The organism is Candidatus Margulisiibacteriota bacterium, from assembly GCA_041650635.1.
GTDB lineage: Bacteria > Margulisbacteria > WOR-1 > JAKLHX01 > JBAZKV01 > JBAZKV01.
In genome coordinates this window covers 1-21,125 of sequence record JBAZKV010000025.1, presented here as the reverse complement: position 1 = coordinate 21,125, position 21,125 = coordinate 1, and the positions used below count along the sequence as shown (strand labels likewise).

At 50.0% G+C, this 21,125-nt stretch carries 15 protein-coding genes; all 15 read right to left on the bottom strand.

Going from position 1 to position 21,125, the window contains the following annotated elements:
* Nucleotides 1-554 (bottom strand): dTMP kinase (gene tmk, locus WC490_07015; protein ID MFA5098352.1); only part of this gene is annotated, 554 nt, incomplete at its 3' end.
* Between the two features lie 11 nt (nucleotides 555-565).
* Entirely contained in the window at nucleotides 566-2,089 is a 1,524-nt protein-coding gene (locus tag WC490_07010) for a hypothetical protein (protein ID MFA5098351.1), read from the bottom strand.
* On the bottom strand, nucleotides 2,076-3,410 hold the full coding sequence (gene dnaB / locus WC490_07005; GenBank protein MFA5098350.1) for a replicative DNA helicase: 1,335 nt from the start codon (nucleotides 3,408-3,410) through the stop codon (nucleotides 2,076-2,078). The genes WC490_07010 and dnaB overlap by 14 nt, the downstream gene beginning before the upstream one ends.
* 7 nt (nucleotides 3,411-3,417) lie before the next feature.
* A complete protein-coding gene (locus tag WC490_07000; protein MFA5098349.1) occupies nucleotides 3,418-3,648 on the bottom strand; it encodes a transcriptional coactivator p15/PC4 family protein in 231 nt (76 codons plus the stop codon).
* A gap of 3 nt (nucleotides 3,649-3,651) precedes the next feature.
* Nucleotides 3,652-6,477 (bottom strand): excinuclease ABC subunit UvrA, encoded by a 2,826-nt coding sequence (gene uvrA, locus WC490_06995; GenBank protein MFA5098348.1) that lies wholly within the window; start codon nucleotides 6,475-6,477, stop codon nucleotides 3,652-3,654.
* Between the two features lie 506 nt (nucleotides 6,478-6,983).
* Entirely contained in the window at nucleotides 6,984-7,703 is a 720-nt protein-coding gene (locus WC490_06990) for a PHP domain-containing protein (GenBank protein ID MFA5098347.1), read from the bottom strand.
* 18 nt (nucleotides 7,704-7,721) lie between these two features.
* Nucleotides 7,722-8,468: a YebC/PmpR family DNA-binding transcriptional regulator gene (locus WC490_06985; GenBank protein ID MFA5098346.1), complete on the bottom strand. Its 747-nt coding sequence runs from the start codon at nucleotides 8,466-8,468 to the stop codon at nucleotides 7,722-7,724.
* A 9-nt stretch (nucleotides 8,469-8,477) separates the two neighbouring features.
* On the bottom strand, nucleotides 8,478-9,959 hold the full coding sequence (glgA, locus tag WC490_06980; protein MFA5098345.1) for a glycogen synthase GlgA: 1,482 nt from the start codon (nucleotides 9,957-9,959) through the stop codon (nucleotides 8,478-8,480).
* Nucleotides 9,956-12,364: a sugar phosphate nucleotidyltransferase gene (locus tag WC490_06975; GenBank protein MFA5098344.1), complete on the bottom strand. Its 2,409-nt coding sequence runs from the start codon at nucleotides 12,362-12,364 to the stop codon at nucleotides 9,956-9,958. Before WC490_06975 ends, glgA begins: the two co-directional genes overlap by 4 nt.
* 3 nt (nucleotides 12,365-12,367) lie before the next feature.
* A complete protein-coding gene (locus WC490_06970; GenBank protein MFA5098343.1) occupies nucleotides 12,368-13,960 on the bottom strand; it encodes a 1,4-alpha-glucan branching protein domain-containing protein in 1,593 nt (530 codons plus the stop codon).
* Complete coding sequence (locus tag WC490_06965; GenBank protein ID MFA5098342.1) at nucleotides 13,960-14,988, bottom strand: DUF4912 domain-containing protein; 1,029 nt, start codon at nucleotides 14,986-14,988, stop codon at nucleotides 13,960-13,962. Before WC490_06965 ends, WC490_06970 begins: the two co-directional genes overlap by 1 nt.
* A 52-nt stretch (nucleotides 14,989-15,040) precedes the next feature.
* Nucleotides 15,041-16,078, bottom strand: a complete 1,038-nt coding sequence (gene galT / locus WC490_06960; protein ID MFA5098341.1) for a galactose-1-phosphate uridylyltransferase — start codon at nucleotides 16,076-16,078, stop codon at nucleotides 15,041-15,043.
* Complete coding sequence (locus WC490_06955) at nucleotides 16,071-18,230, bottom strand: alpha-amylase/4-alpha-glucanotransferase domain-containing protein (GenBank protein ID MFA5098340.1); 2,160 nt, start codon at nucleotides 18,228-18,230, stop codon at nucleotides 16,071-16,073. The genes galT and WC490_06955 overlap by 8 nt, the downstream gene beginning before the upstream one ends.
* Nucleotides 18,231-18,239: 9 nt before the next feature.
* Nucleotides 18,240-20,402 (bottom strand): glycoside hydrolase family 57 protein, encoded by a 2,163-nt coding sequence (locus WC490_06950; GenBank protein ID MFA5098339.1) that lies wholly within the window; start codon nucleotides 20,400-20,402, stop codon nucleotides 18,240-18,242.
* A gap of 200 nt (nucleotides 20,403-20,602) precedes the next feature.
* Nucleotides 20,603-21,125: DNA mismatch repair protein MutS (locus tag WC490_06945; GenBank protein ID MFA5098338.1), on the bottom strand; the 523-nt coding region annotated here is incomplete at its 5' end.

The window sequence follows — 21,125 nt, the reverse complement described above, 5'->3', positions numbered from 1 at the left end:
TCGTTCTTTGCCGTTTCAAGGTAAAAGGCCCTTACCTCGTCGTGAAAGGCTATCTTTTCTTTTTCGAATCGGTCTATCTTTTTCACTTTACCTTTGCCCAGACTGGACACCCCGATGGCTCTCGGAAGTCCCACCATGGGAGAAACATCAAGCAGAAATGTCAGGTCCGGTATCAGGCCGCAGGAAGAGACCGCATTGACATATCTGACCAGTTCTTCGGGAAGTTTGCGGCCTCCTATCTGGTAGGCAAGGGTTGAATCCGTGAACCTGTCGCAGATAACAACGGCGCCGTCGTTGAGCGCCGGCGCTATCACTTGCTCAACATGCTGTGACCTGTCGCAGGCAAAAAGAAAGAGCTCCGCGTTCTTTGCCAGCGGCTCTTCCGTAGAAAGCAGCAGCTTCCGTACCTCTTTGCCGATCTTTGTGGAACCTGGCTCAAGGGTGAGGACCGATTTTTTGCCTAGACTTTTAAGATAGGAATGCAGCAGGGCCGCGTGCGTAGATTTTCCGCAGCCTTCGGTGCCTTCAAAACTGATAAAGAACCCCTTCTTCATTTGAGCCTCCCTTATTTTGATACCAGGTTCAACCCCACGGAAAATTCACCCCTCATTGCCCTGTAAAGGAGCGTAACATCAAAACAATGCAGCTCCATAGTTGCATTATAGTCTATTTCCCGCGGCGTTAAAACAGGAACATTGTAGGAAATAAAGACCCCTGCCTTAAAAGGCCCGTTCTTGTAACGGAGGTTGCCTCTTACATCATCGTAAGGAAAGAACCTGTATCTTTCAAAGCGGTAAGGGCTGGCCCCGTCGTTTATGAAAAGGTGCCCGTAGCCGATACCCGCGTCCAGCCGGTCGTTCACGGGTTTGAAGATATCTATACTGCCATCAAGCCTAAGCCATCTGGAAGAGGAGTCATACCCCCTGTAATCAACGGAGGCTGCAAGATCTGCCCAGAACCCCCTGGGCAATTCGTGAAAATAGTTAACGGAACTTTTAAAAGTGCCCTCAAAAACGCCGACCCCCGTGCTTTCTTCGGAAACCCCGGCCAGGCTTATCTCAACGCTGGGACGCAGCTCCAGGAAGGAGAAAGGAAGGTCGTCGTACCTTAAGGACACCTTGGGAAGGAGGCTGACCTTTTCGTAATTGACCCTTTCCCTGTAGGAGACCTCGGTGCGGAGTTCATATTTTTTTCTGGGAAGGAATTCTAGCAGCTGGTACAAAAAGGTCTTCGACTCTTCATACTTTATATCGCTGCCGAAAAATAACGAATGAGTAATGCCTCCCCAGTAGCCGTCGGCATTAAGGCCGTGTATCCTGATGTTGCCCTGGTTGGAGCGGTCCACAACATAATTTCCTTCAAAACCCAGCCCCAGTCCCTTTTTGGTCGCGTAATCCACCTGTGCCATGCCGTAGCTGAATCCAGACAACCTCCAAAATAGTTTTTGCTTTAAATACGCCCCGTCATCAGGGTCCACTCCGAATTCAGGCAGTGGGACCTTGTTTTTTGAAGCGAAGCCGGGTACCGAAGTCATATCATAAACATAGGTAGGGACAGGCGCTATCGGAAAACCTTTGACCCACAGGACCCCCATGTATATAACTATCCATCCCTGTTTCGGATAAAGGCTGAGATTTTGAGCGGTGAACTTGTAATGGGGTTCTTTGAGCCCGCAGGTGGAAAAAGAAGCGTCGCTTAAGGATATCTCCTCCGGCTTGATAATAACATCCTTTCCTGAGATCCAGTTGCCTTTGAGCACCATAGAAACGCTGGCCGCCCTGCCCTCTTTGCTTTTAATGTTGTAATCAAGGTCCTTACCCTTGAGCACAACATCCTGCCTCTCAAAGGTGAAGTCCTCGGGAGCTACTATCCTGCCATCTTTTGAATAATAGATCAGGTGGTTAGAAAGAACCTTTATATCCTTGTAGGAAGCCTCTACCGAGCCGCGAGCCTCTACCAGTCCCTGTTCCTTCCGGTAAAATATGTCGTCTCCGGTAAGCGAAACGCCGGTGTCCTGGCAAAGAGCCTGGGAGAACAAAAGAAGCGGCCACAACGCCAGAGCCGCCAGCGCAGTTCTATGCAGCGTCATTATACTGGGATTTACTTTCGAACTTGGTGTATTCTTTCCTGAACACCAGGTCGACCGAGCCTGTGGGGCCGTTCCTTTGTTTTGCGATTATTATTTCGGCTGTGTTGGCTTTTTCCGAATTAGGGTTATTGTAGTCGTCCCTGTGGATGAACAGCACCAGGTCGGCCGTCTGCTCTATCTCTCCTGATTCCCTAAGGTCCGAAAGCCTGGGGATCCTTACCTGCCGCTGTTCGACAGCCCTTGAGAGCTGCGAAAGCGCTATCACCGGCACATCCAGCTCCCTTGCCATGGTCTTGAGCGCCCTTGCTATCTCGGACATTTCCTGGACGCGGTTCTCCGACCTGAACCTGGCCTGGATCAGCTGCATGTAGTCTATTATCACCAGCGAAAGGCCTCTTTCTATCTTCATCCTTCTTGCTTTTGCCCTTATCTCAGTGGCGGAGATCGCTGCGGTATCGTCTATCCAGATAGAGGCCTCCGAAAGCCTTCCTATGGCCCTTGTCAGCCTTTTCCAGCCGGCGTCCGAAAGGGTCTGTGCTCTTAATTTTTGCGCGTCCACCTCGGACTCGCTGCAGAGCAGCCTCTGGGCAAGCGCTTCCTTGGACATCTCAAGACTAAAAATAGCCACCGGTAGTTTATGCTTAACTGCCACATTCTGCGCAATGTTGAGCGCCAGAGCGGTTTTTCCTACCGAAGGTCTTGCGGCGATTATTATTAGTTCGGAGTTTTGCAGGCCTCCGGTCATACTATCCAGGTCTGGATATCCTGTCGGTATCCCGATCAGAGATTCTTTTTTGCCGTAGAGCTGGTCTATCTTGTTGAGCACCGATTTCAAAAGAGCGTCGATCTTTTGAAATCCCTGTCTGGACCTCTTAAGGGCTATCTCAAAGATGCTCTTTTCGGCATCGTCCAGAACGGCGTCAACATTCTCAGGGTCCTCAAAGGCTTCCGCAACTATCTTTGTGCCCGCTTCTATCAGGCGCCTTAGAACGGCCTTTTCGGCGACTATCTTTGCATAATATTCCACATTGGCCGCCGTTGGCACGCAGTTCAACAGGTCCGAAATGTATACGCTGCCGCCGACGGAGTCCAGCCTGTCCGTCTTTCTGAGCTCTGCGGTCACGGTAACGATATCGACGGGTTCATTCTTGTCAAAGAGGTTCAGGATGGCTTCAAAAATATATCTGTGCGCGTCGCGGTAAAAACTATCGGGGCGCAGCATCTCAACGACGCGGATGATCGCGTTCTTGTCAAGCAACATGCAGCCGACAACCGACTGCTCCGCGTTGAGGTCCTGCGGCGGTAACCTGTCTTCGGCCATCTTTGGCTTAATCTTCCTTTGCTTTTTCCAGGAGCTTTAAGATATCCCCCAGCATTTCCTTTTTGAACCTAATGCCTTTTTTTGTGGGCAGCCAGTCTGCTTTGGCCTCAGGCATCTGATAATACTCTCTGAGATCGATATATACATTGCCGCGCCATTCCGAACTGGTGAGGATAAAATGCGTGTCCTTGTTCTTTTCGATGTGGCCGTATTCTTTAAGCGGTTTTACTTCGCTCATGCTTCACCTCCTTATATATAGGGATCTGGCCAAATATTGACCAGTATAACTCTTTTTACAGGAACTTACCACCTCGGGCGTTCCCTGTGCCACCAGATAACCTCCCTTATCTCCTCCCTCGGGCCCAAGGTCTATCAGATGGTCAGCCGACTTTATTACATCAAGATTATGTTCAATAACGACCACCGTGTTGCCTGCATCCACAAGCCTCTGAAGCACCTCCAGCAGCTTTTTTATGTCATCAAAGTGAAGGCCGGTGGTCGGCTCATCCAGTATATATAAAGTCCTGCCTGTGCTTCTGTGAGACAGTTCGGCCGAAAGCTTTATCCTCTGAGCCTCTCCTCCGGACAGCGTTGTCGCTGCCTGTCCCAGATGGATATATGAAAGCCCGACATCCATAAGGGTCCGAAGTATGTGGCTTACCCTGGGGATCTTTTCGAAAAGGTTATAAGCTTCTTCCACAGTCATGTCCAGGACCTCGGCTATGCTCCTGCCCTTGAATTTGACCTCCAGAGTTTCGGGGTTATACCTTTTCCCCTTGCATTCCTCACAGGGGATATAGACATCAGGCAGAAAGTGCATTTCTATTTTTATCAGGCCGCCTCCGCCGCAGGTCTCGCATCTGCCGCCTTTGACATTAAAGGAGAACCTGCCTTTCTGATAGCCTCTTACCCTGGCTTCTTCCGTCATGGAGAAAAGGTCTCTTATGTGGTCAAAGGCTTTTGTATAGGTGGCCGGATTGGACCTGGGGGTGCGCCCGATCGGGGACTGGTCAATTATTATTACCTTGTCGATGTTGTCTATGCCGTGTATTGAGGAGAACTTTCCGGGCTTTTCGGTGGACCTATAAAGCTGTCTTGCCAGTTCACGGTAAAGGACCTCGTTTATGAGAGAGCTTTTGCCTGAACCAGATACCCCGGTGACAGCGGTAAAGGTGGAAAGCGGTATGCTGATATCTATTTTTTTAAGGTTGTGGTGAGCGGCTGCCTTTATGGTGATGGTTTTCCCGCTGCCTTTTCTTCTCTTGTCAGGGACTCTAATGCTTTCCCTGCCGCTCAGATATTTTCCCGTCACGGAAGAGGCGTCACTTGAGACCTCCTGAGGGCTGCCCTGTGACACCACTCTGCCGCCGTGAACACCGGCTCCGGGGCCGATGTCAATTATATGGTCGCATGCTTTCATGATCTCTTCATCGTGTTCAACTACAATGACCGTATTCCCAAGGTCGCGCAGGTCCTTGAGCGTGTTTATAAGCCGTTCGTTGTCCCTCTGGTGGAGCCCGACGCTTGGCTCATCAAGTATGTACATGACCCCGACAAGGCCTGAACCTATCTGAGTTGCAAGGCGCGTTCTCTGGGCCTCTCCTCCCGACAGGGTCCAGGACTGCCGGTTCAGCGTCAGATAATCGAGTCCGACATTTGAGAGGAACTTTAGCCTTGCGTTTATCTCTTTTAGTATCTGTCTTGAGATGTCCAGCTGGGTCTTTGAAAGATTAAGTCCTTTGATAAAATCTCCCAGTTTTTCTATTGATAGAGAGGACGCGTCCGCTATGGACAGCCCGTTGATTTTTACCGATAGGCTTTCCGGCTTCAACCTTGCCCCGCCGCATTCTTTGCAGACCACCGGGCTCATGAACCTGTACAGGTAGAACCTCACATTTTCAGAATCCGTTTCTTTATATCTTCTGTCCAGATGATTAAGGACCCCTTCGTAATCATCTTCATATTCCGAATATCCTCCGGAATAGGTGTATCTGAACTTCATCTTTTCACCGCCGGTGCCGTTGAGGATGGTATCCAACTGCTCCTTTGTCAGGTCCTTGACGGGGGTGTCCAGGCTGAACTTCATTTTTTTGGCCAGGGCCTCCAGTTTGTGCATGTAATAGGGAGCTCCGGATTTCCACGGCTCGATCGCCCCTTCGTTTATAGATAGAGTTCTGTCCGGGATGACAAGGTCCGGGTCGAACATTAAAAGAGAGCCCAGCCCCGTGCAGTTTGGGCAGGCCCCGTAAGGGTTGTTAAAAGAAAAGATCCTGGGGCTTATCTCCCCCAGGCTTATGCCGCAGGCAGCGCAGGCAAAGTTCTCGCTGTAGATGACCGGAGTGTTCTTGCCTTCTGCTATCAGAACGCTTCCCCTGCCCAGTTTTAGCGCCGTCTCAACGGATTCGAACAGCCTTCCCCTGGCCTGGCTGCCGCAAGACAGGCGGTCCACCACCACCTCTATCGAATGTTTCTTTTTTTTGTCAAGCTTGGGGTCCTGCCCTATCTCAAATACGGTCCCGTCCACCCTTATCCTTACAAACCCTTCCTTTTTAAGAGACTCAATAAGGTCCCTGTGCTCGCCTTTTTTTCCGGAGGTGACGGGTGACAGTACCATTATCTTTTTTTTGCCGAAGTGCTTTATTATGTTGTCTGTTATCTGGGAAGCGCTCTGTTTTTCTATCTTTTTTCCGCATTTGTAGCAGTAAGGCGTTCCTATGCTTGCGTACAAAAGGCGCAAAAAATCATACAGTTCTGTAACCGTGCCCACGGTGGACCTGGGGTTCCTGCTGGGGGCTTTCTGCTCTATAGAGATGGCAGGAGAAAGACCGTCTATGGAATCCACATCAGGCTTCTGCATTTGCTCAAGGAACTGCCTTGCATAGGCAGAAAGGGATTCAACATAACGCCTCTGCCCCTCCGCGTACAAGGTGTCGATAGCAAGTGATGATTTTCCGGAGCCGGAAAGCCCCGTAAGTACGACGAGCTTGTTCCTGGGGATCTCAAGGTCGATGTTCTTAAGATTGTGCGTTCTTGCACCGCGGATGACTATTTTGCTTGGGTCGGGCATATATGTCTATTATATAACGGAATGACAAGCTGCAAATTGCAGATCACAAATTTTGACACCCTTTCCGGGCATTCTTCTTCTACTTTTCTTGCATCGGCAAGAAAAGTAGCAAAAGAAACTCGCGGGGGCTCTGCCCCCAGCTCCCCCGCAAGCGCCGTAATTCCCTCGCTCGCACCCTTCAGCAAGCTCGCTCGGTTCCAACGGCGCTTGAGCAACCAAGATACTAATATTCCTGCATAGCCTATATTGCTTAAAGAACTCATAGATAATGGCGATTGCCGTTCCGGGCGACGACACAAAGAAAGAATATTAGGAAAGACTCTAAACATTCGATACTAAACGAGTCCGTATGAGGACTCGATATGCGCCTGGAGGAGCTTACGGCAATCGCGGGATTGTTAAGGGCGGAGCCCTTAACGAGTTTCTTTTCTGTCCAGAGGAAAATCAAATAATCATCCCGAAACTTAATGGGGTTCGAACCTCTTGTCCCGAGAGGAGTCGAGAGCTCAGGCTCGGGGGCCTATCAAATATCTCTCTATCATCTCTGTTGAAGTATTAATAATATCGGATGGCAAAAGTCCCGCTTTTTTTGCAACTTCCTCAGATTTTTTGAAGATGCCCAGGGTATCTATGCAATGGGAGTCAGATCCAAAGCAGACCTTCCAGCCTATCTTTTTGACCTGACGCGCTATTTCTATGCACCTGTCGTAACTTCCCTGCCTTATCATCCCGGAAAAACTCGAATTGTTTATTTCGATAAGTACCCCGTGCTTTTTGCAGGCTTCAACTATGGTCGGGATGTCTATTTTGAACTGAGGATTTCCTGTATGTCCCAATATCCTCACATAAGGGTTGCTTATAACCTTTAGGAGGGTATCGGTGTTGGTCCTTTCATCACGCCCGTCATAACCTACCCGTATGTGAAAAGAGGCGATCACCACTTCCAGTTCCTTAAGATACTGCTCGTCAAGGTCCAGAGCCCCTTCGGTGTTTATGATGTTGGCCTCGATGCCTTTAAGTATGCGTACATTCCTGATCTTTTGCGGGAGGCTGTGCAGATTGGCAAAGTGGTACTCGTGGGGAGCCCCTCCCATAGCGGGGCCGTGGTCCGTCATGGCAATGTATTTAAGGCCTTTTTTCTTTGCCTGCTGAGCATACTCGTATATCGTGTTATACGCATGGCCGGACGATACCGTATGAACATGAAGGTCTGCAATGTGTTTCAATGAATTTCTACCGTATTTCTACTGTATTTCTGATGCTATCTCATCCGGAACATCAAAATTAGAGTAAACATTCTGCACATCATCGTGCTCTTCCAGCGCATTCACCAGTTTTAACAGTTTTTTTGCTTCTTCCCCTGAAACGGCTATCGTGGTGTTGGGCACAAGCGTGATCTCAGAGGAGGAGAGTTCGAACTTTTTCTCTTTCAGCGCCTTGAGCACAGCTTCAAAGTTTTCCGGTTTGGTCCTGACCTCCAGGGTTGAATCTTCTTCGGTTATGTCTTCGGCTCCTGCCTCGATAGCCTCTGCCATCAGCTGTTCGGCGTCAACTTTTGATTTTTCTGCCGTAATAACCCCGTATTTGGCGAACTGCCAGGACACGCAGCCGGCTTTCCCCATATTGCCGCCGTTCTTTGTAAAGATGAACTGGATCTCTCCCTGCGTCCTGTTCTTGTTGTCCGTCATCACATCGGCTATTACCGCAGCGCCTGCCGGGCCGTAGCCTTCGTATGAAAGTTCCTCCAGGGCGGCGCTTTCGATGGCTCCTGTTCCCCTGTCAATGGCCCTCTGGATGTTGTCGCGCGGCATGTTGGCCTCTTTGGCCTTGTCCACTACCAGGCGGAGCCTGGCATTGCCCGAAAGATCCCCTCCCCCGAGTTTTGCGGCTACCGTGATCTCCCTTGCAAGTTTGGAGAAGAGTTTTCCTCTTAACTGGTCGGTCTTGCCTTTGGCCCTTTTAATTGTAGACCACTTTGAATGTCCTGACATCTTTTCTCCTTACTGCGCCGGGGCCTGTCTAAAAGAAAGCACTTTTTCTATAGCCTTTTTGTAGAGCGCTATGTACTTCTTGGCCGAGATATCCCAGGAAAAATCGTAGCACATGACCTTCTTTACCAACCTGCCCCACTTTTTCCTGTCCTTGTAGGCCGCATATGCCCTTGAAGCTGCCTCTGCCAGCGGCTTCGAAGAGTACTCCTCAAAAACGAACCCGTCCCCATCTTCGGACTTAAGGTCATAATTGAACACGGTGTCAGCCAGCCCGCCGGTCTTTCTCACTATCGGTATCGTTCCGTATTTAAAGCTGATAAGCTGTCCGAGCCCGCAGGGCTCATACCGGGACGGCATGATGAACAGGTCGCTTCCTGCATAGATAAGCTGTGCAAGCGCCGAATTGAACCCGATATTGGCGGAGAACTTCCCTTTGTATCTTTCCGAAAAAGACCTGAAAAGGTCCTGATACGAGGGGTCTCCCGCGCCCAGCGCCACGAACTGAAAACCCATTTCCATTATATCAGGAAGGGCCTGCGAAAGTATGTCCAGGCCTTTCTGGTCCGCAAGCCGCGAAATTATGCCGATAATTGGGGAGTCTTTGCGGTTTTCCAGATCATTGGCCTTGCGAAGGGCGGCCTTGTTCACGGCTTTCCCCCTGAGATTGGAGGAAGAATATGTCTTTGCTATCTTGGTGTCCCTGGATGGGTCCCACAGTTCATTGTCTATCCCGTTGAGTATCCCATAGACATCAGAGCCTCTTTTCTTAACCAGTCCCTCAAGTCCGCAGCCGAACTCGGGGGTCTGTATCTCTCTGGCATAAGTGGGGCTGACCGTATTGATGACATCGGCAAAAACAAAACCCGCCTTTGCATAACTGACATTGTTCCAGAACTCAAGAGTGTCGGGAGTATAATACTGCCAGGACAGCCCCGTGAGCAGCATCGTGTCAGCGTTAAAAAGTCCCAGGTAGCCCATATTGTGTACCGAATAGACGGTGGCCACCGTTCTAAAGAACGGATCTTCGGAACCGACGGTTTTTATGTAGGCGGCTATCAGGGCCGTCTGCCAGTCGTTAAGATGGATAACATGCGGTTCCCAGCCGAGTTTCTTTAGGGCGGCCAGGACCGCCTTGCAGAAAAATACGAACCTCTGCGCATTGTCCGGATAATCCCTGCCGTTCTCCTGATAAAGCCCCTCCCTGTCAAAATACTTTTCACTGCCGATCAGATAGACCGTTACGCCGGAGCCGGGCAATTTTGTTTCATAGACAGCAGCGTATTCGATGCTGTCGCCGACCAGGACGGGTATCCCTTCAAAAAGCGTTTTTAACCTGAAGTGTCCGTCATCCACCATCTTGTACTTTGGGATCATCGCCCTTATGTCATGTCCAAGCGCTTTGACCGCCTTTGGGAGCGAACCAGCCACATCCGCAAGGCCTCCTGTCTTGCAGAACGGCACCATTTCTGAAGAAACGAACAGGACCTTCATTGTTTCTGCCCCAGCATTTTTCTGACCTCACGGCTTAAGTCGTCAAAGATCCTGTCGCAGGACACGGGATCATTTGCCTCCGCCGTTATGTGAAGTTCCGGCTTGTCGGGATGGGCATGCACCAGAGCCCAGCCCTCGTCAAAAATAACCTTGAATCCGTCGGTCAGGTCAGTTTGCGAGCCGCTGCTTGATTCCACGAGCTTTCTGATGACGCTGCCCTTGGATTCGTTCTCGCAGTTAAGTTTTTCTTTTCGGAAACAGGTCCTCGGCAGGGAATCCGTGATCTGCGAAGCCTTCTTTCCGGATCTTGCAAGCAGTTCCAGTATCTTTGCTGTTGCAAGCATCGCATCAAAATAGGGTTTAAAGCCCGGAAAGATATAGCCTCCCACGGGTTCGCCCAAAAAGCCGACGCCTCCTGACATCGCCCCTTCCATCATCGCCCTAATGGATGTTTTTGTCCTTATTACCTTTGTTCCGGAATTTTTTGCCAGGTCATCAACAGCGAAGCTGGCATTTACCGGTACGGCTATCGTTTTTGGTGTGTCGGATATCAGTACCAGAGCGGTGACAAAAGCAAGGGCTGTCTGCCCCTCCAGTATCTTACCTTTTTCGTCAACGATAAAGACCTTTTCGGCCCCGGAGTCGAACATGATGCCCAGGTCCGCCTTAAGGCTGGTTACGATCTGCGAAAGCTGGTTCAGGTATCTGTCAAATTCTTCTTTTGATTTTGTCAATTTGGTCTTTTCCAGATGGGAATTGATCGCAACCGTTTCGCATCCCAGTTCTCCCAGCACGGTCGGAAAGACCTGCGAGGCGCTGCCAAAGGCGTAATCCACCACTATCTTAAAGCCCCTTTTCCTGATGCAGCTGCTGTCTATGTAGTGAAGCACACCTTCTTTGTATTCTTCGGTCACCCTGCAAAAGGGAAAAGTGAGCTCTCCTGTTTCCTCTATGGCAGCCCGCAGATAATCCTCCCCCCAGAAAAGGCGCTCTATTGTTTTTTCTTTTGAAGTTGACAGGTCCATACCGTCAAAGTCGAAGAACTTTATGTCTATAACTTCATTGTCGAACGGCGACTTTCTTACATGGAAGCCGCCATTGCATGAAAGCGATTTGAGAAAGTACCGGTTGATCGGGATCGGCACGGTCTCAATATTAGAGATGTTGACCCCCGAGGACAGGACACCGGCAATAAGCGCCCTGTATATCATCCTTGAAGATTTGTGTCCGTCCATGGAACATACAGCGGAAGAACCCTTGCCGAGCATTGCTCCGTAGGCAGAACCCAGTTTGGCGGCAAATTCGGGGGTTATCTCTATATTGCATTTCCCCGTGACCCCGAACGCGCCAAAAATCGCGTTGGACCACTTTTCTCTCCAGACAACTGTTTTGTTCACCGTGCTGCCCTTTTCTATTTCTTTATCCGGCCAGATCTTGACAAATGGAAGGACCCTGACCCCGGAAGAGACCCTGCAGCCGCGGCCGAGCACGCTCCCCTCTTCAAGAATGCTGCCGTCGCCTATAAAACAGCCGCTTGCCACCACCGCGTCTTTAAGGAAACACTCTTTGCCTATTTCAACATTATCCCAGACGACGCAATTCACCAGCCTGCTTCCCTGCCCTATTTTGCATCCTTCACCGATGCAGGAATTCTCTATCTGGACCTCCGGCCCCGTTCTTAGCGACGCAGGAAAAAGGCTTTTGCCTTTAAGCAGATCGCCGTGGGAGTTTTTATATTCTATCAAATTGCCGATGTCTTTCCAATAACCGCTGTCCACAAAACCGAAGACCTTTTTGTGCTCTTTAAGGAACTTCGGAAAGAGGTCCTGGCTAAAGTCAAAGAACCGTCCGCATGGCACCTGGTCCAGGGCTTCCTTTTTTAGAACATAGATCCCCGTATTGACTGTGTCGCTGAATACCTCTGCCCAGGAAGGTTTTTCAAGAAAAGCCTTGATACGCCCGTCGGGTTCGGTGATGACTATCCCGTACTGCAGAGGGTTCTTTACCCTGGTTAGAGATATTGTTGCCAGAGTGACGTTCTTTTTATGAAACTCAGCAAGAGCGGTCAGGTCTATATCAGAGATCACATCAGCGCTCAGCACCAAAAAATCGGAAGTGAGCAGGCCTTCGGCCAGTTTTACGGCGCCGGCCGTTCCAAGGTCCTCTTTTGCTTCAATATAAGAAAGTTTTACTCCGTGGGAAGACCCGTCCCCGAAATAGTCCTTTATCTGCTGCGGCTGGTGGTATAAGAGAACTATTATCTCTTCTACTCCGTGTTTTTTGAGCCAGGAAAGGACATGCGACATGATAGGCCTGCCGCAGACCGGAACCAGCGGTTTGGGTCTGTCAACAGTAAGAGGATGGAGCCTGGTGCCCATCCCGCCCGCCATGAGTACTGCTTTCATAAGCTATGTACAATAGACCCGGTAGTCCAGATCGGGGAAAAGATTGTCCTTTGATCCTATATCGGCCAGATATCCCTCGTCAATATTGCCTGACTTGAGCATCTCATAAAGTTTTGTGAACCTTTCTATGTGGTCTTTGGTCCTTTTTACGGCATAAGGCACGGTAGTTCCGGTCTTCATGATAAAGGCCCAGTCCGAGGCCTGAGCCAGAAGGAGTTCTCTGGCTGCCTGGTTGAGCGCTCGTATTTTTTGGGGAGAATTATTATTCGACCTCACAGCATCATTGGCCAACTCCATCATCCTTTCCGCGGCCTTGTGCAGATGCCTGTATATCCAGTCGTTGCTGCCCTCCAGCCAGACCTCATTGTATCCCTTATATCCCCAGCTGCTCATAGATGGCTCTATGACCTGGTTCCTCTTGTTCTCGTCAAGGTAGTGGGACGGAGTGGTCAATTTTATCGTGTCCTGGTCGCAGGCAAGCTTTCTTATCAAAAAGTCAAGCCATTCGGGACCTTCGAACCACCAGTGGCCGAAGAGTTCGGCGTCATACGGAGAAACAAGTATGGGTTTTTTACCGAGCAGGTCATACAGGTGTTCCACCTGCTTTTGCCTGTTGAACATAAAATTCCCTGCGTGATCTGCCGCTCTGTCCAGAGCCCAGCGTCTATCGTAAGGCTCCTTATGGTTTGTTTCTCCGGTGATGCGGTAATACTTGATCCCGGTATTCACCCTTATTCCGTCGGAATGGATATATGGCTTCATGTACTCAAAGTCAAGGTCAAAGCCGATGTCCCTGTAGAATTCCCTGTAATTATAATCACCCGGATAACCTTCCTTGGCGCTCCACACGGCTTTTGATGATTCTATGTCCCTTCCAAAGGCCGCTGCGCCGCTTCTGCAGTACACAGGCGCAAAGATACCGTATTTGGGCCTTGGAGAGCCGTGAAGTATGCCGTGGGTGTCAACAAAAAAGTATCTTATCCCCTCTTCAAAAACATACCTGTCATGGCCGGGGAAATAGCCGCACTCCGGAAGCCAGATCCCAGCGGGAGTTCTTCCGAACACATCCTTGAAGTAACGAGCCGCCACTCTTATCTGTGCTCGGGAGGCTTCTTTGCAGGTTTCCATCAGCGGCAAAAACCCGTGAGTGGCGCCGCAGGTTATCACTTCCACGCAGCCGGAATCAAGAAAAGTCTTGAAGGCCCTGGTCAGGTCCCGGCCGTATTTTTCACAGAAGACCCATCTGGCGTTCTCGAACTTGTCCTTGTACATGTGCGCCAGATGGTTGAACTGCGGCTCCCATTTGGTCCTTTCTATCTCTTTATATGAGAGTTCGATAAGGCTGTTCATATGGGCAATGTAGCGCTGCTGCAGCAGATCGTCCCTCAGCATGGCAATAAGCGTGGGCGAAAGAGAAACCGTTATTTTAAAAGGAATACCATCCCTTATAAGGCCGTCAAAGACATTGATAAGGGGAATGTAGGTCTCTGTTATAGCCTCAAAAAGCCAGTCCTCCTCAAGAAAATCACTGTGTTCGGGATGGCGAACGAACGGAAGGTGCGCGTGGAGCACCAGCGCCAGATATCCTTTTTCCATTACTGAGTTCTTTTCTCGACAACCTTGGTAATGGAGCGCCTCATGTCGCCTTTTGCGTTCTTTGCGACGATAGGTATTTCCTGCCTGCCGTCAGGCAGGGCAAATCTCAGCGTAAAAGAGCCGTCACTTCTCAACTTTACGGGCAGTCCCTGAACAGTAAGCTGGGCCGAAGGCTCTGTTGCCCCGTAAACAATGAGTTCGGTGCTCGCGACCAGCCAGAAATCTTTGTTCTCTTCCGATGGTTTTTGCATGAAGCTGGACGGAAAACCCGACGAAAGCTCTTCATGAAGCCTTCTCTTGAGCAATTCTTTTATATCTCCGGATGACCTCCCCAGTCCAAAGCCGCCGGAAAGAGAGTAGATCTTGTCCCAGTCTATTGTCATCCATTCCTCGTCTATTTCGTCCGACATGCTGTCCCTGGGGGTGGATACTATATTTGATCTTGCGGCGACATAAAACTTTCCGCTGGGGTCCAGGAACCCGATGTCTATGCACCAGCTTCTGTTGGGCTCCCCTATATTGACATACCAGTTCTTTGCCTGGCTGTTAAGTTCTATGTCAAAGGACTTGTTAGCGTTCATCCCCGTAAAATTAATACCAGACACATCATAAACGCGCAGGATCTTTTTTGACCTTGAAAATTCATAATGCCCGATGGCAGATCTTATCTCGTCGATCTTCCAATCCGGTATCTCCCAATAGGCATAGAGCCAGTGAGGGTCTCTCACAAGAAGGGTTATTCTGCAGTCCGAATATCCCTCGGGAAGCTCATATCCCCTGCTCCCCATCATTTTTTGCATGACGGGACCTGCGCTTGCAACGGGATGTTCTCTTTTTGGGGATTCCTTTGCCGTCTCTTCCGGTATCCGGAGCGCTGCGGGTTTGAGCCTTGATAGAATGCGTTTTGCCAAAGAGGTTCCTGTCCCTTTAGCAGTAGTCCTCTTTTTTGCCGGCTTTTTTGCCGTTCTGGGTGTTTTCTTTGCTGCTCTTGGCTTTACGGTTCTCTTCTTCTTAGAACTCTCTGCCATAACAAACCTCCTTGCCCCTTAACTTCCCTGACACACCGGGTACCCTGGACTCTTACATTACCTCCCTAAGGTATTTTGCGGCCTCTTCCGGCGGGGTCGGATTAATATAAAGTCCGGTACCCCATTCAAAGCCCGCCGTTTTTGTCAGCCTTGGGATTATCTCTATGTGCCAGTGATAGTCATACTGTATAGTCCCCCAGTAGTCAGGCCTTCCCGCTCTTGCCACCACATTGGGGGCCGTGTGGACGACATAGTTATAAGGAGGATCGTAAAGCGTCTTTTTAAGCCTTATCAGGATGTCCTTGAGCATTTTTGCGCATTGTTTGGTCTCTTCATCGTTCATTTCCGTAAATCCGTAGTAATGCTTTCTGGGCAGCAGCCACACTTCAAAGGGGAATCTGGATGCAAAAGGGGCAAAAGCTACAAAATTCTCGTTCTCTGCTATTATCCTTTCGCCAAAGCTCAGCTCCTGCCTGATAAGGTCGCAAAAGATGCACCTTTCCTTTTCTATAAAGTATTGTCTTGCATTGGTGAGCTCCATCTTGATGTATCTGGGCGTTATGGGAGTGGCTATCAGCTGAGAATGTGAATGGGAAAGAGATGCTCCCGCGGCCTCTCCGTAATTCTTGAACACCAGTACATATCTGAACCTCTTGTCCCTTTCAAGGTCCCTTATGCGCTCTTTATATGCCCAGAGTATCTTTTCGACCTGAGTGTCCGCCATTTCGGGGATCTGTTCGGTGTGCTTGGGGCTTTCCACTATCACTTCATGCGCGCCGATTCCGCTCATCATGTCAAAGATCCCTATCCCTGTCCTGTTAACTTCCCCCTCTATGACAAGCGCAGGAAATTTGTTGGGCATCACGCGCACCTGCCAGCCGGGCGTGTCCTTTGCCGTGCCGGGCTTTCTGGCAGCTATTATTTCTGACGGGGTCTTGCTTTCGTTGCCTTCGCAGAACGGGCACATTTTGGGTTCGGCTGCAACCGAACTCCCCTTGTCTCCCGCCTTAAAATCAGAGGGCCTTCTGCCTCTTTCCGTAGAGATGATGACCCAGCGGTCCGAGATCGGGTCTTTTCTAAGTTCAGGCATCTGCCGCTCCTTCCTTGACCGTCAATTTTATCGAGAATTCTACCGGCTCTTCCGCGCCAAGCTCGAATTTGTTGATTATCAACAGACACGAACCCTGATAGGTCCGCTCAAAGCCCCCCTCTGACTGTGAAACAGTTTCGATCGGAAAACGCCACAGGTCGAACCTTGCGCTTCCGTCTATCATTATACTTAATGAACTCCATTTGTCAATCAAAGCAGCCTCATATATCTGCTGCGAAATGCCCCTGCTGGCAAGCTCGCAATCCTGAGGTTTCTTGCCGTCTATCACATAATAGCGGTCGGGAGCATTGCCTGCCAGAAGCGACAGGTTTACCTCTGTCCCCATCCACAGAGATACCGGCTCTTTAGAGAGGTTCTTGATTTTCCAGGATACATCCACCTCGCTCCTGTCGGAATAGAGGGTAAAGGTCTTTTCTACCAATACGGGACGAAACGCTCCTTTGAAACGGACTTTTCCTTCTCTTGTGAAGACGACCTTGAGGTCATTTCTGCCGTAGAGTATTTTGTGACTGTAGGGTGCAAGGACAAAGTCCCCTGCCTCTCCGTATTTTGAAGCCGCGAACCGGTCTATGGTAGTATCGGGATCAAGGAAATGGTCGATAAATGAAGTCCTGCGGTACCAGTCATAATTGAGATGTTTTTCCAGCCCTACCTCCTTTACCCTGACAGCATCGTGTATGCTGGAAGCTCCTTCCGAGGTCCCGGTCAGGGTCAGCTGGTGCAGATGGCTTCTCAGGATGTCCCTGTGATAGACTTCCTCTCTTCTTGTAAGAGTGTTCATCAGGTTAAAGGCCTTTGGCCTGTAGTCCAGCTCAAAGGCGCAGCCGCCGGTCCGGGAAAGGTACAGGTTTAGCAGCCTGCTGCTGACAAGTATCTCTTTGCCCCCCTCTTTGAGGTGCTCCTGCACTTCCGCTTGCAGCCAGTTCCTGGATGGATGGGCAAAAGTATCGGCCATGTTCTCCGCCCTGATCAGGTGTTCGTAGATAGCGTGTCTTAGATAATTGAGGTACAGCCCGCCAAAAACGCCATGCCAGTAGGGGCAGTTGCACTGCCCCTTCCACAGTTCGTCAAGCATCTCTTCTTTTTCCGGGCTAAAACCTGAGAGGGACCTCTCGGCTTTTTTGGACACTAGGAGCATTTTTTTGTGCATGCAGTTGCTTTCGCTGTACTTGACAAAGAAATTCCTGAAAAAGCCCCCCTTGAAGAACTGTTTGTAGTACTCGAACTTTCCAGCGCCTTTAAGCTCTCCCAGGATATGGGCAAATTTTTTGCCTGCCCCCGCCAGGAGCGCCCACTCCATCATCTCGTAGTAAGAGGCCGCCGGCAGATAAATGCTTCCCTTTGCGGGGCAGCGGTCCGTGTACTGCGAAAAGGTCAAGGTCTCTATCCAAGAGCTGTTGTCAACCAACAGAGCAAAGAATTTCTCCAGCCATTTTTCCTCGTAGACCCATTTGTGGGTGCCGGGCCACACCCCGAATTTTTCCCCGTCGTCCCCTATTATTGCCGCTCTGGTCCCGCAGGGCGAGGCCAGTGATGCAAGGTGGTCTATAGTTTCCTGGGGAAGGCGGAACGGCATCAGATAGCGCAGGGTCTTGCTTATGGGGAACACATTTATGGCAGAACCCTGCTCTTCTGTAGAATAGTATCCGTTAAGGTCCTTTTCTTCCAGCCCAGAGCTTACAAAGTGATAATCGTCAAGCAGGGTATATTCTACTCCAGAGCAAGAAAGGGCCTTTGGAAGATGAGGTTCCCACACCCTTTCCGCCAGCCACATGCCCCTTGGCTCAAAGTCCAGATGATCCCTTATGAACTGGGTCTGTTTCCTGATCTGTCCGTACTTGTCGCTGTCGGGGATGATAGAGATTATCGGCTCGTAAAAACCTCCGGTCATTATCTCGATCTGGCCTTTTGCTGCCATATTTCTGATTTTTTTTATGAACTCCGGGTGTTTGTCGGATAGCCACTGCAGCAGCACTCCCGTATAATGGACCGTCATCCTTATGGAGGGGAATTTTTCCAGGACCTCTATAAATGGGAGATAGGATCTTTGATATGCGTCCTCGATCACGTGGTCAAAATTGCCCACGGGCTGATGGCAGTGTACGGCGAACAAAAAATTGATCTTGTTCATATCCTATTGCTATACGAACCACGACTCCGCTTCAAATTCCTCATCCGGGCAGTTGAACACTATTATGCCTCCCTTGGGCCATCGCTCCAGTTCTCTGGCTTCCTTTTTTACCGTTAAGGCGAGATTGACCTCGTCTTTAGGCCCTATCCCAAGATCCTTAAAACATGCAGCGATCTCTACGATCTTTTTTGCCTCGACCTCAATAACGGGACCGCTTTCTTCAAATATCCCGGCCTCCGAGAGCCTTAGCAAAGAGGCACAGATCTTTCCTTCCCCTCCGCAGGAAAGTACTATCCTGCAGTGCCTGGGTTTGGTTATGTCTATTTCAAAGGACAGACCCTTCATGGCCGAAGAGCAGTTAAGAGCTATGGATGTGTCTATCCTGATAAAAAGTTTTTCCATGCTGAACCCGTAATAGATGTTCCTGACTATCGTCTCTGACTGGTGCATGGCGCCCCTTGCTGCGTCAACGCTGTAAAGCCCGGCAGAAAGCCATTCATAATAATTGGTGACTTCCCCGTCAATTTTTGGATCGATCAGATAGACAGGCTCTCTTGCCGGTTTTATGGATTTAAAGGCTTTTATGGGCGTTTCAAGCTCTCTCGGGTGTTCTCTGCCGATAAGTTTATAGATGTTGATCAGATGTTTTCTGAAGAGATGGTCAAAATCCTCGTCGTTGTCCGAGCTATGGTCATCCCCGTACCACCAGTTCCAGTCAGAACCCTCCGCTATGTAGAGTTCCTCAAAAGCTTCTTTGGGAGGGTCCTTTGCTTCCATAAGCGCCGCTCTTGCGCTGCTCAAAAAGTCCCAGGCCCTGTTGTCCTCCTCGTGCCCTATCCAGACGGCAAAATTGTGGTTTATCCAGGAGCCGGGAAAAAGCCTGTTCAGGTCATTGAACGGCCCGTTCTGCTCCAGAAAATCGTTTACTCTTACCGTCTCAAGCAGAGGGTCGTTTGACAGCATGCCGTACAGTTCGTAAAAGAAATCCTTCCCGTTGTTCTGGTAATATTCCCACGCGTTCTCGCCGTCAAGGATTATGCTTACCAGATGTCTTTTTTCTTCGCAGGCAAGCAGTTCCGCTATCTTGCGCAATTTTGACACAACATCCGCGGCCGCGTCCCTGGGGCTCCACTTGGAATAGATGAACCCGAGGTCGTCGGAGAGCCTGAGATCGCGGAAGAGGATGGAGACCTGACCCCCGTCCCGTTTTAGAGTGTAAGGGGTAAAGAGTTCGGAGGCGCTTGGCCTGCGTCCCAGGGAGGCAGCCAGGATCTGTTCGTCAGTGGCCATCCACTTGATGCCCGCTCCGGCAACCAGCGGGACCATATCTTCGGACACGGAACCCTCCGAGGGCCACATCCCGGAAGGTTTTCTGCCAAAGCGCTTTTCATAGAACTCAACGGCTGACTCTATCTGGTGTTTTGCGTCCTCCGGATGTTTAAAACTCTTTTTGGGAAGGATTATACCCGGCAGAGCGCCCCTTGCCGCTTCGCTGTCGCAGAGGAGCGGCAATATGGGGTGATAGTACGGGGTGACGCTAACCTCTATCTGGCCTTTTTCCTGCAGTTCCCTGTATTTGGGGATCACCAGCCTCATGATGTCCATCTGTTTGTCGAAAAGAGCTTTTTTGTCCGCTTCCGAAAAATTCTTGCCTTTTGCTATCAAGCCTTTTATTGTCTCGTCCTTTTCCTTATGGACCTGCCCGAACCAGGCAAGGTTGAACCAGATCTGAAGGTCAAAAAATTCCCTGTTGGAGAACCTTTTAGACACTTCCGCAATTTCTTCTATCGTTACGAACCTCCCCCTTTTAAGCAGCAGATCGGCATATCTGGGATAGGGCTTTACCATGGTGTCCCAGTTGGCCATGAAAAAATTCTTAAGGATAAAGACCTTTTCGTCCGGGCTAAGGTCCTGAGGCTGCCTGATAGACAGTTCAAGGTATTTGTCCCTGGCATTTCCCGCCGTATAGTCCTCTATCTGCGCCAGGAGCGAAGGGACGACATTGTAAGTGGACCTTATCTGCGGAAAATCGTCAAGATAGGCGGCCATGTCAAAGTAGTCTTTTATCGCGTGGAGCCTTACCCACGGCAACATGTACTCACCCGTTACAAGGTCCTTATAGAACGGCTGGTGCATGTGCCAGACAAAGGCAACGGAAAGCTTGTTCCTCATAATTATAAAGGGATTATATCATTTGGGTAATTGCAAATCAAAAATAATGAAGGATTATGTCCCGACGCTAAAGCGCCCGCCTGCCAAGCCTTACCGGCTCGGCGGGATGGCGGGCAGGTCGGCTCCATGGGAAGAAAAACCGGAGCCGAACCTTCAGGTTCGGGTACTGTGTGGCCATCATATTTTTGTAATATGCATGGTCACAATTTTCCAAAATCGTTCTCCACCATTTCGAGCGTCTTGTACACTTCTTTTGCCCGCGAGATGACTTGGGCAGGAAGCCCAGCCAATTTTGCCACCTGGATGCCGTAGCTTTTGTCCGCGGGCCCCTCAACTATCCTGTGCAGAAAAATGATGCCGTCCCCGTCCTCTTTTACGGAGATGTTCATGTTCTTGATCCCTTTGTGCTTATCCGCAAGAGAGGTAAGCTCGTGATAGTGCGTGGCAAAAAGGGTCTTTGCCCCTATTTTTTTGTGAATATACTCTGCTACGGCGCATGCTATCGACATCCCGTCGAATGTAGCTGTTCCTCTGCCTATTTCGTCCAGGATAACAAGACTGTCTTTTGTGGCGTTGTTTAAGATGTTGGCGGTCTCCAGCATCTCCACCATGAATGTGGATTGTCCCATGTAGAGATCGTCCAGGGCCCCTACTCTGGTAAAGATCCTGTCGGTCAAAGGGACAGAGGCGCTCTTTGCCGGGACAAAGCTTCCTATATGGGCA

Excerpts from the sequence above, each read along its gene's own strand:
- WC490_06950 (MFA5098339.1), bottom strand. The coding sequence starts at position 20,402 with ATGAGGAACAAGCTTTCCGTTGCCTTTGTCTGGCACATGCACCAGCCG.
- WC490_06965 (MFA5098342.1), bottom strand. The coding sequence starts at position 14,988 with ATGGCAGAGAGTTCTAAGAAGAAGAGAACCGTAAAGCCAAGAGCAGCA.
- glgA (MFA5098345.1), bottom strand. The coding sequence starts at position 9,959 with ATGAAGGTCCTGTTCGTTTCTTCAGAAATGGTGCCGTTCTGCAAGACA.
- uvrA (MFA5098348.1), bottom strand. The coding sequence starts at position 6,477 with ATGCCCGACCCAAGCAAAATAGTCATCCGCGGTGCAAGAACGCACAAT.
- WC490_06985 (MFA5098346.1), bottom strand. The coding sequence starts at position 8,468 with ATGTCAGGACATTCAAAGTGGTCTACAATTAAAAGGGCCAAAGGCAAG.
- dnaB (MFA5098350.1), bottom strand. The coding sequence starts at position 3,410 with ATGGCCGAAGACAGGTTACCGCCGCAGGACCTCAACGCGGAGCAGTCG.
- WC490_06970 (MFA5098343.1), bottom strand. The coding sequence starts at position 13,960 with ATGGAAAAAGGATATCTGGCGCTGGTGCTCCACGCGCACCTTCCGTTC.
- WC490_06975 (MFA5098344.1), bottom strand. The coding sequence starts at position 12,364 with ATGAAAGCAGTACTCATGGCGGGCGGGATGGGCACCAGGCTCCATCCT.
- galT (MFA5098341.1), bottom strand. The coding sequence starts at position 16,078 with ATGCCTGAACTTAGAAAAGACCCGATCTCGGACCGCTGGGTCATCATC.
- WC490_07010 (MFA5098351.1), bottom strand. The coding sequence starts at position 2,089 with ATGACGCTGCATAGAACTGCGCTGGCGGCTCTGGCGTTGTGGCCGCTT.
- WC490_06955 (MFA5098340.1), bottom strand. The coding sequence starts at position 18,230 with ATGAACAAGATCAATTTTTTGTTCGCCGTACACTGCCATCAGCCCGTG.
- WC490_07000 (MFA5098349.1), bottom strand. The coding sequence starts at position 3,648 with ATGAGCGAAGTAAAACCGCTTAAAGAATACGGCCACATCGAAAAGAAC.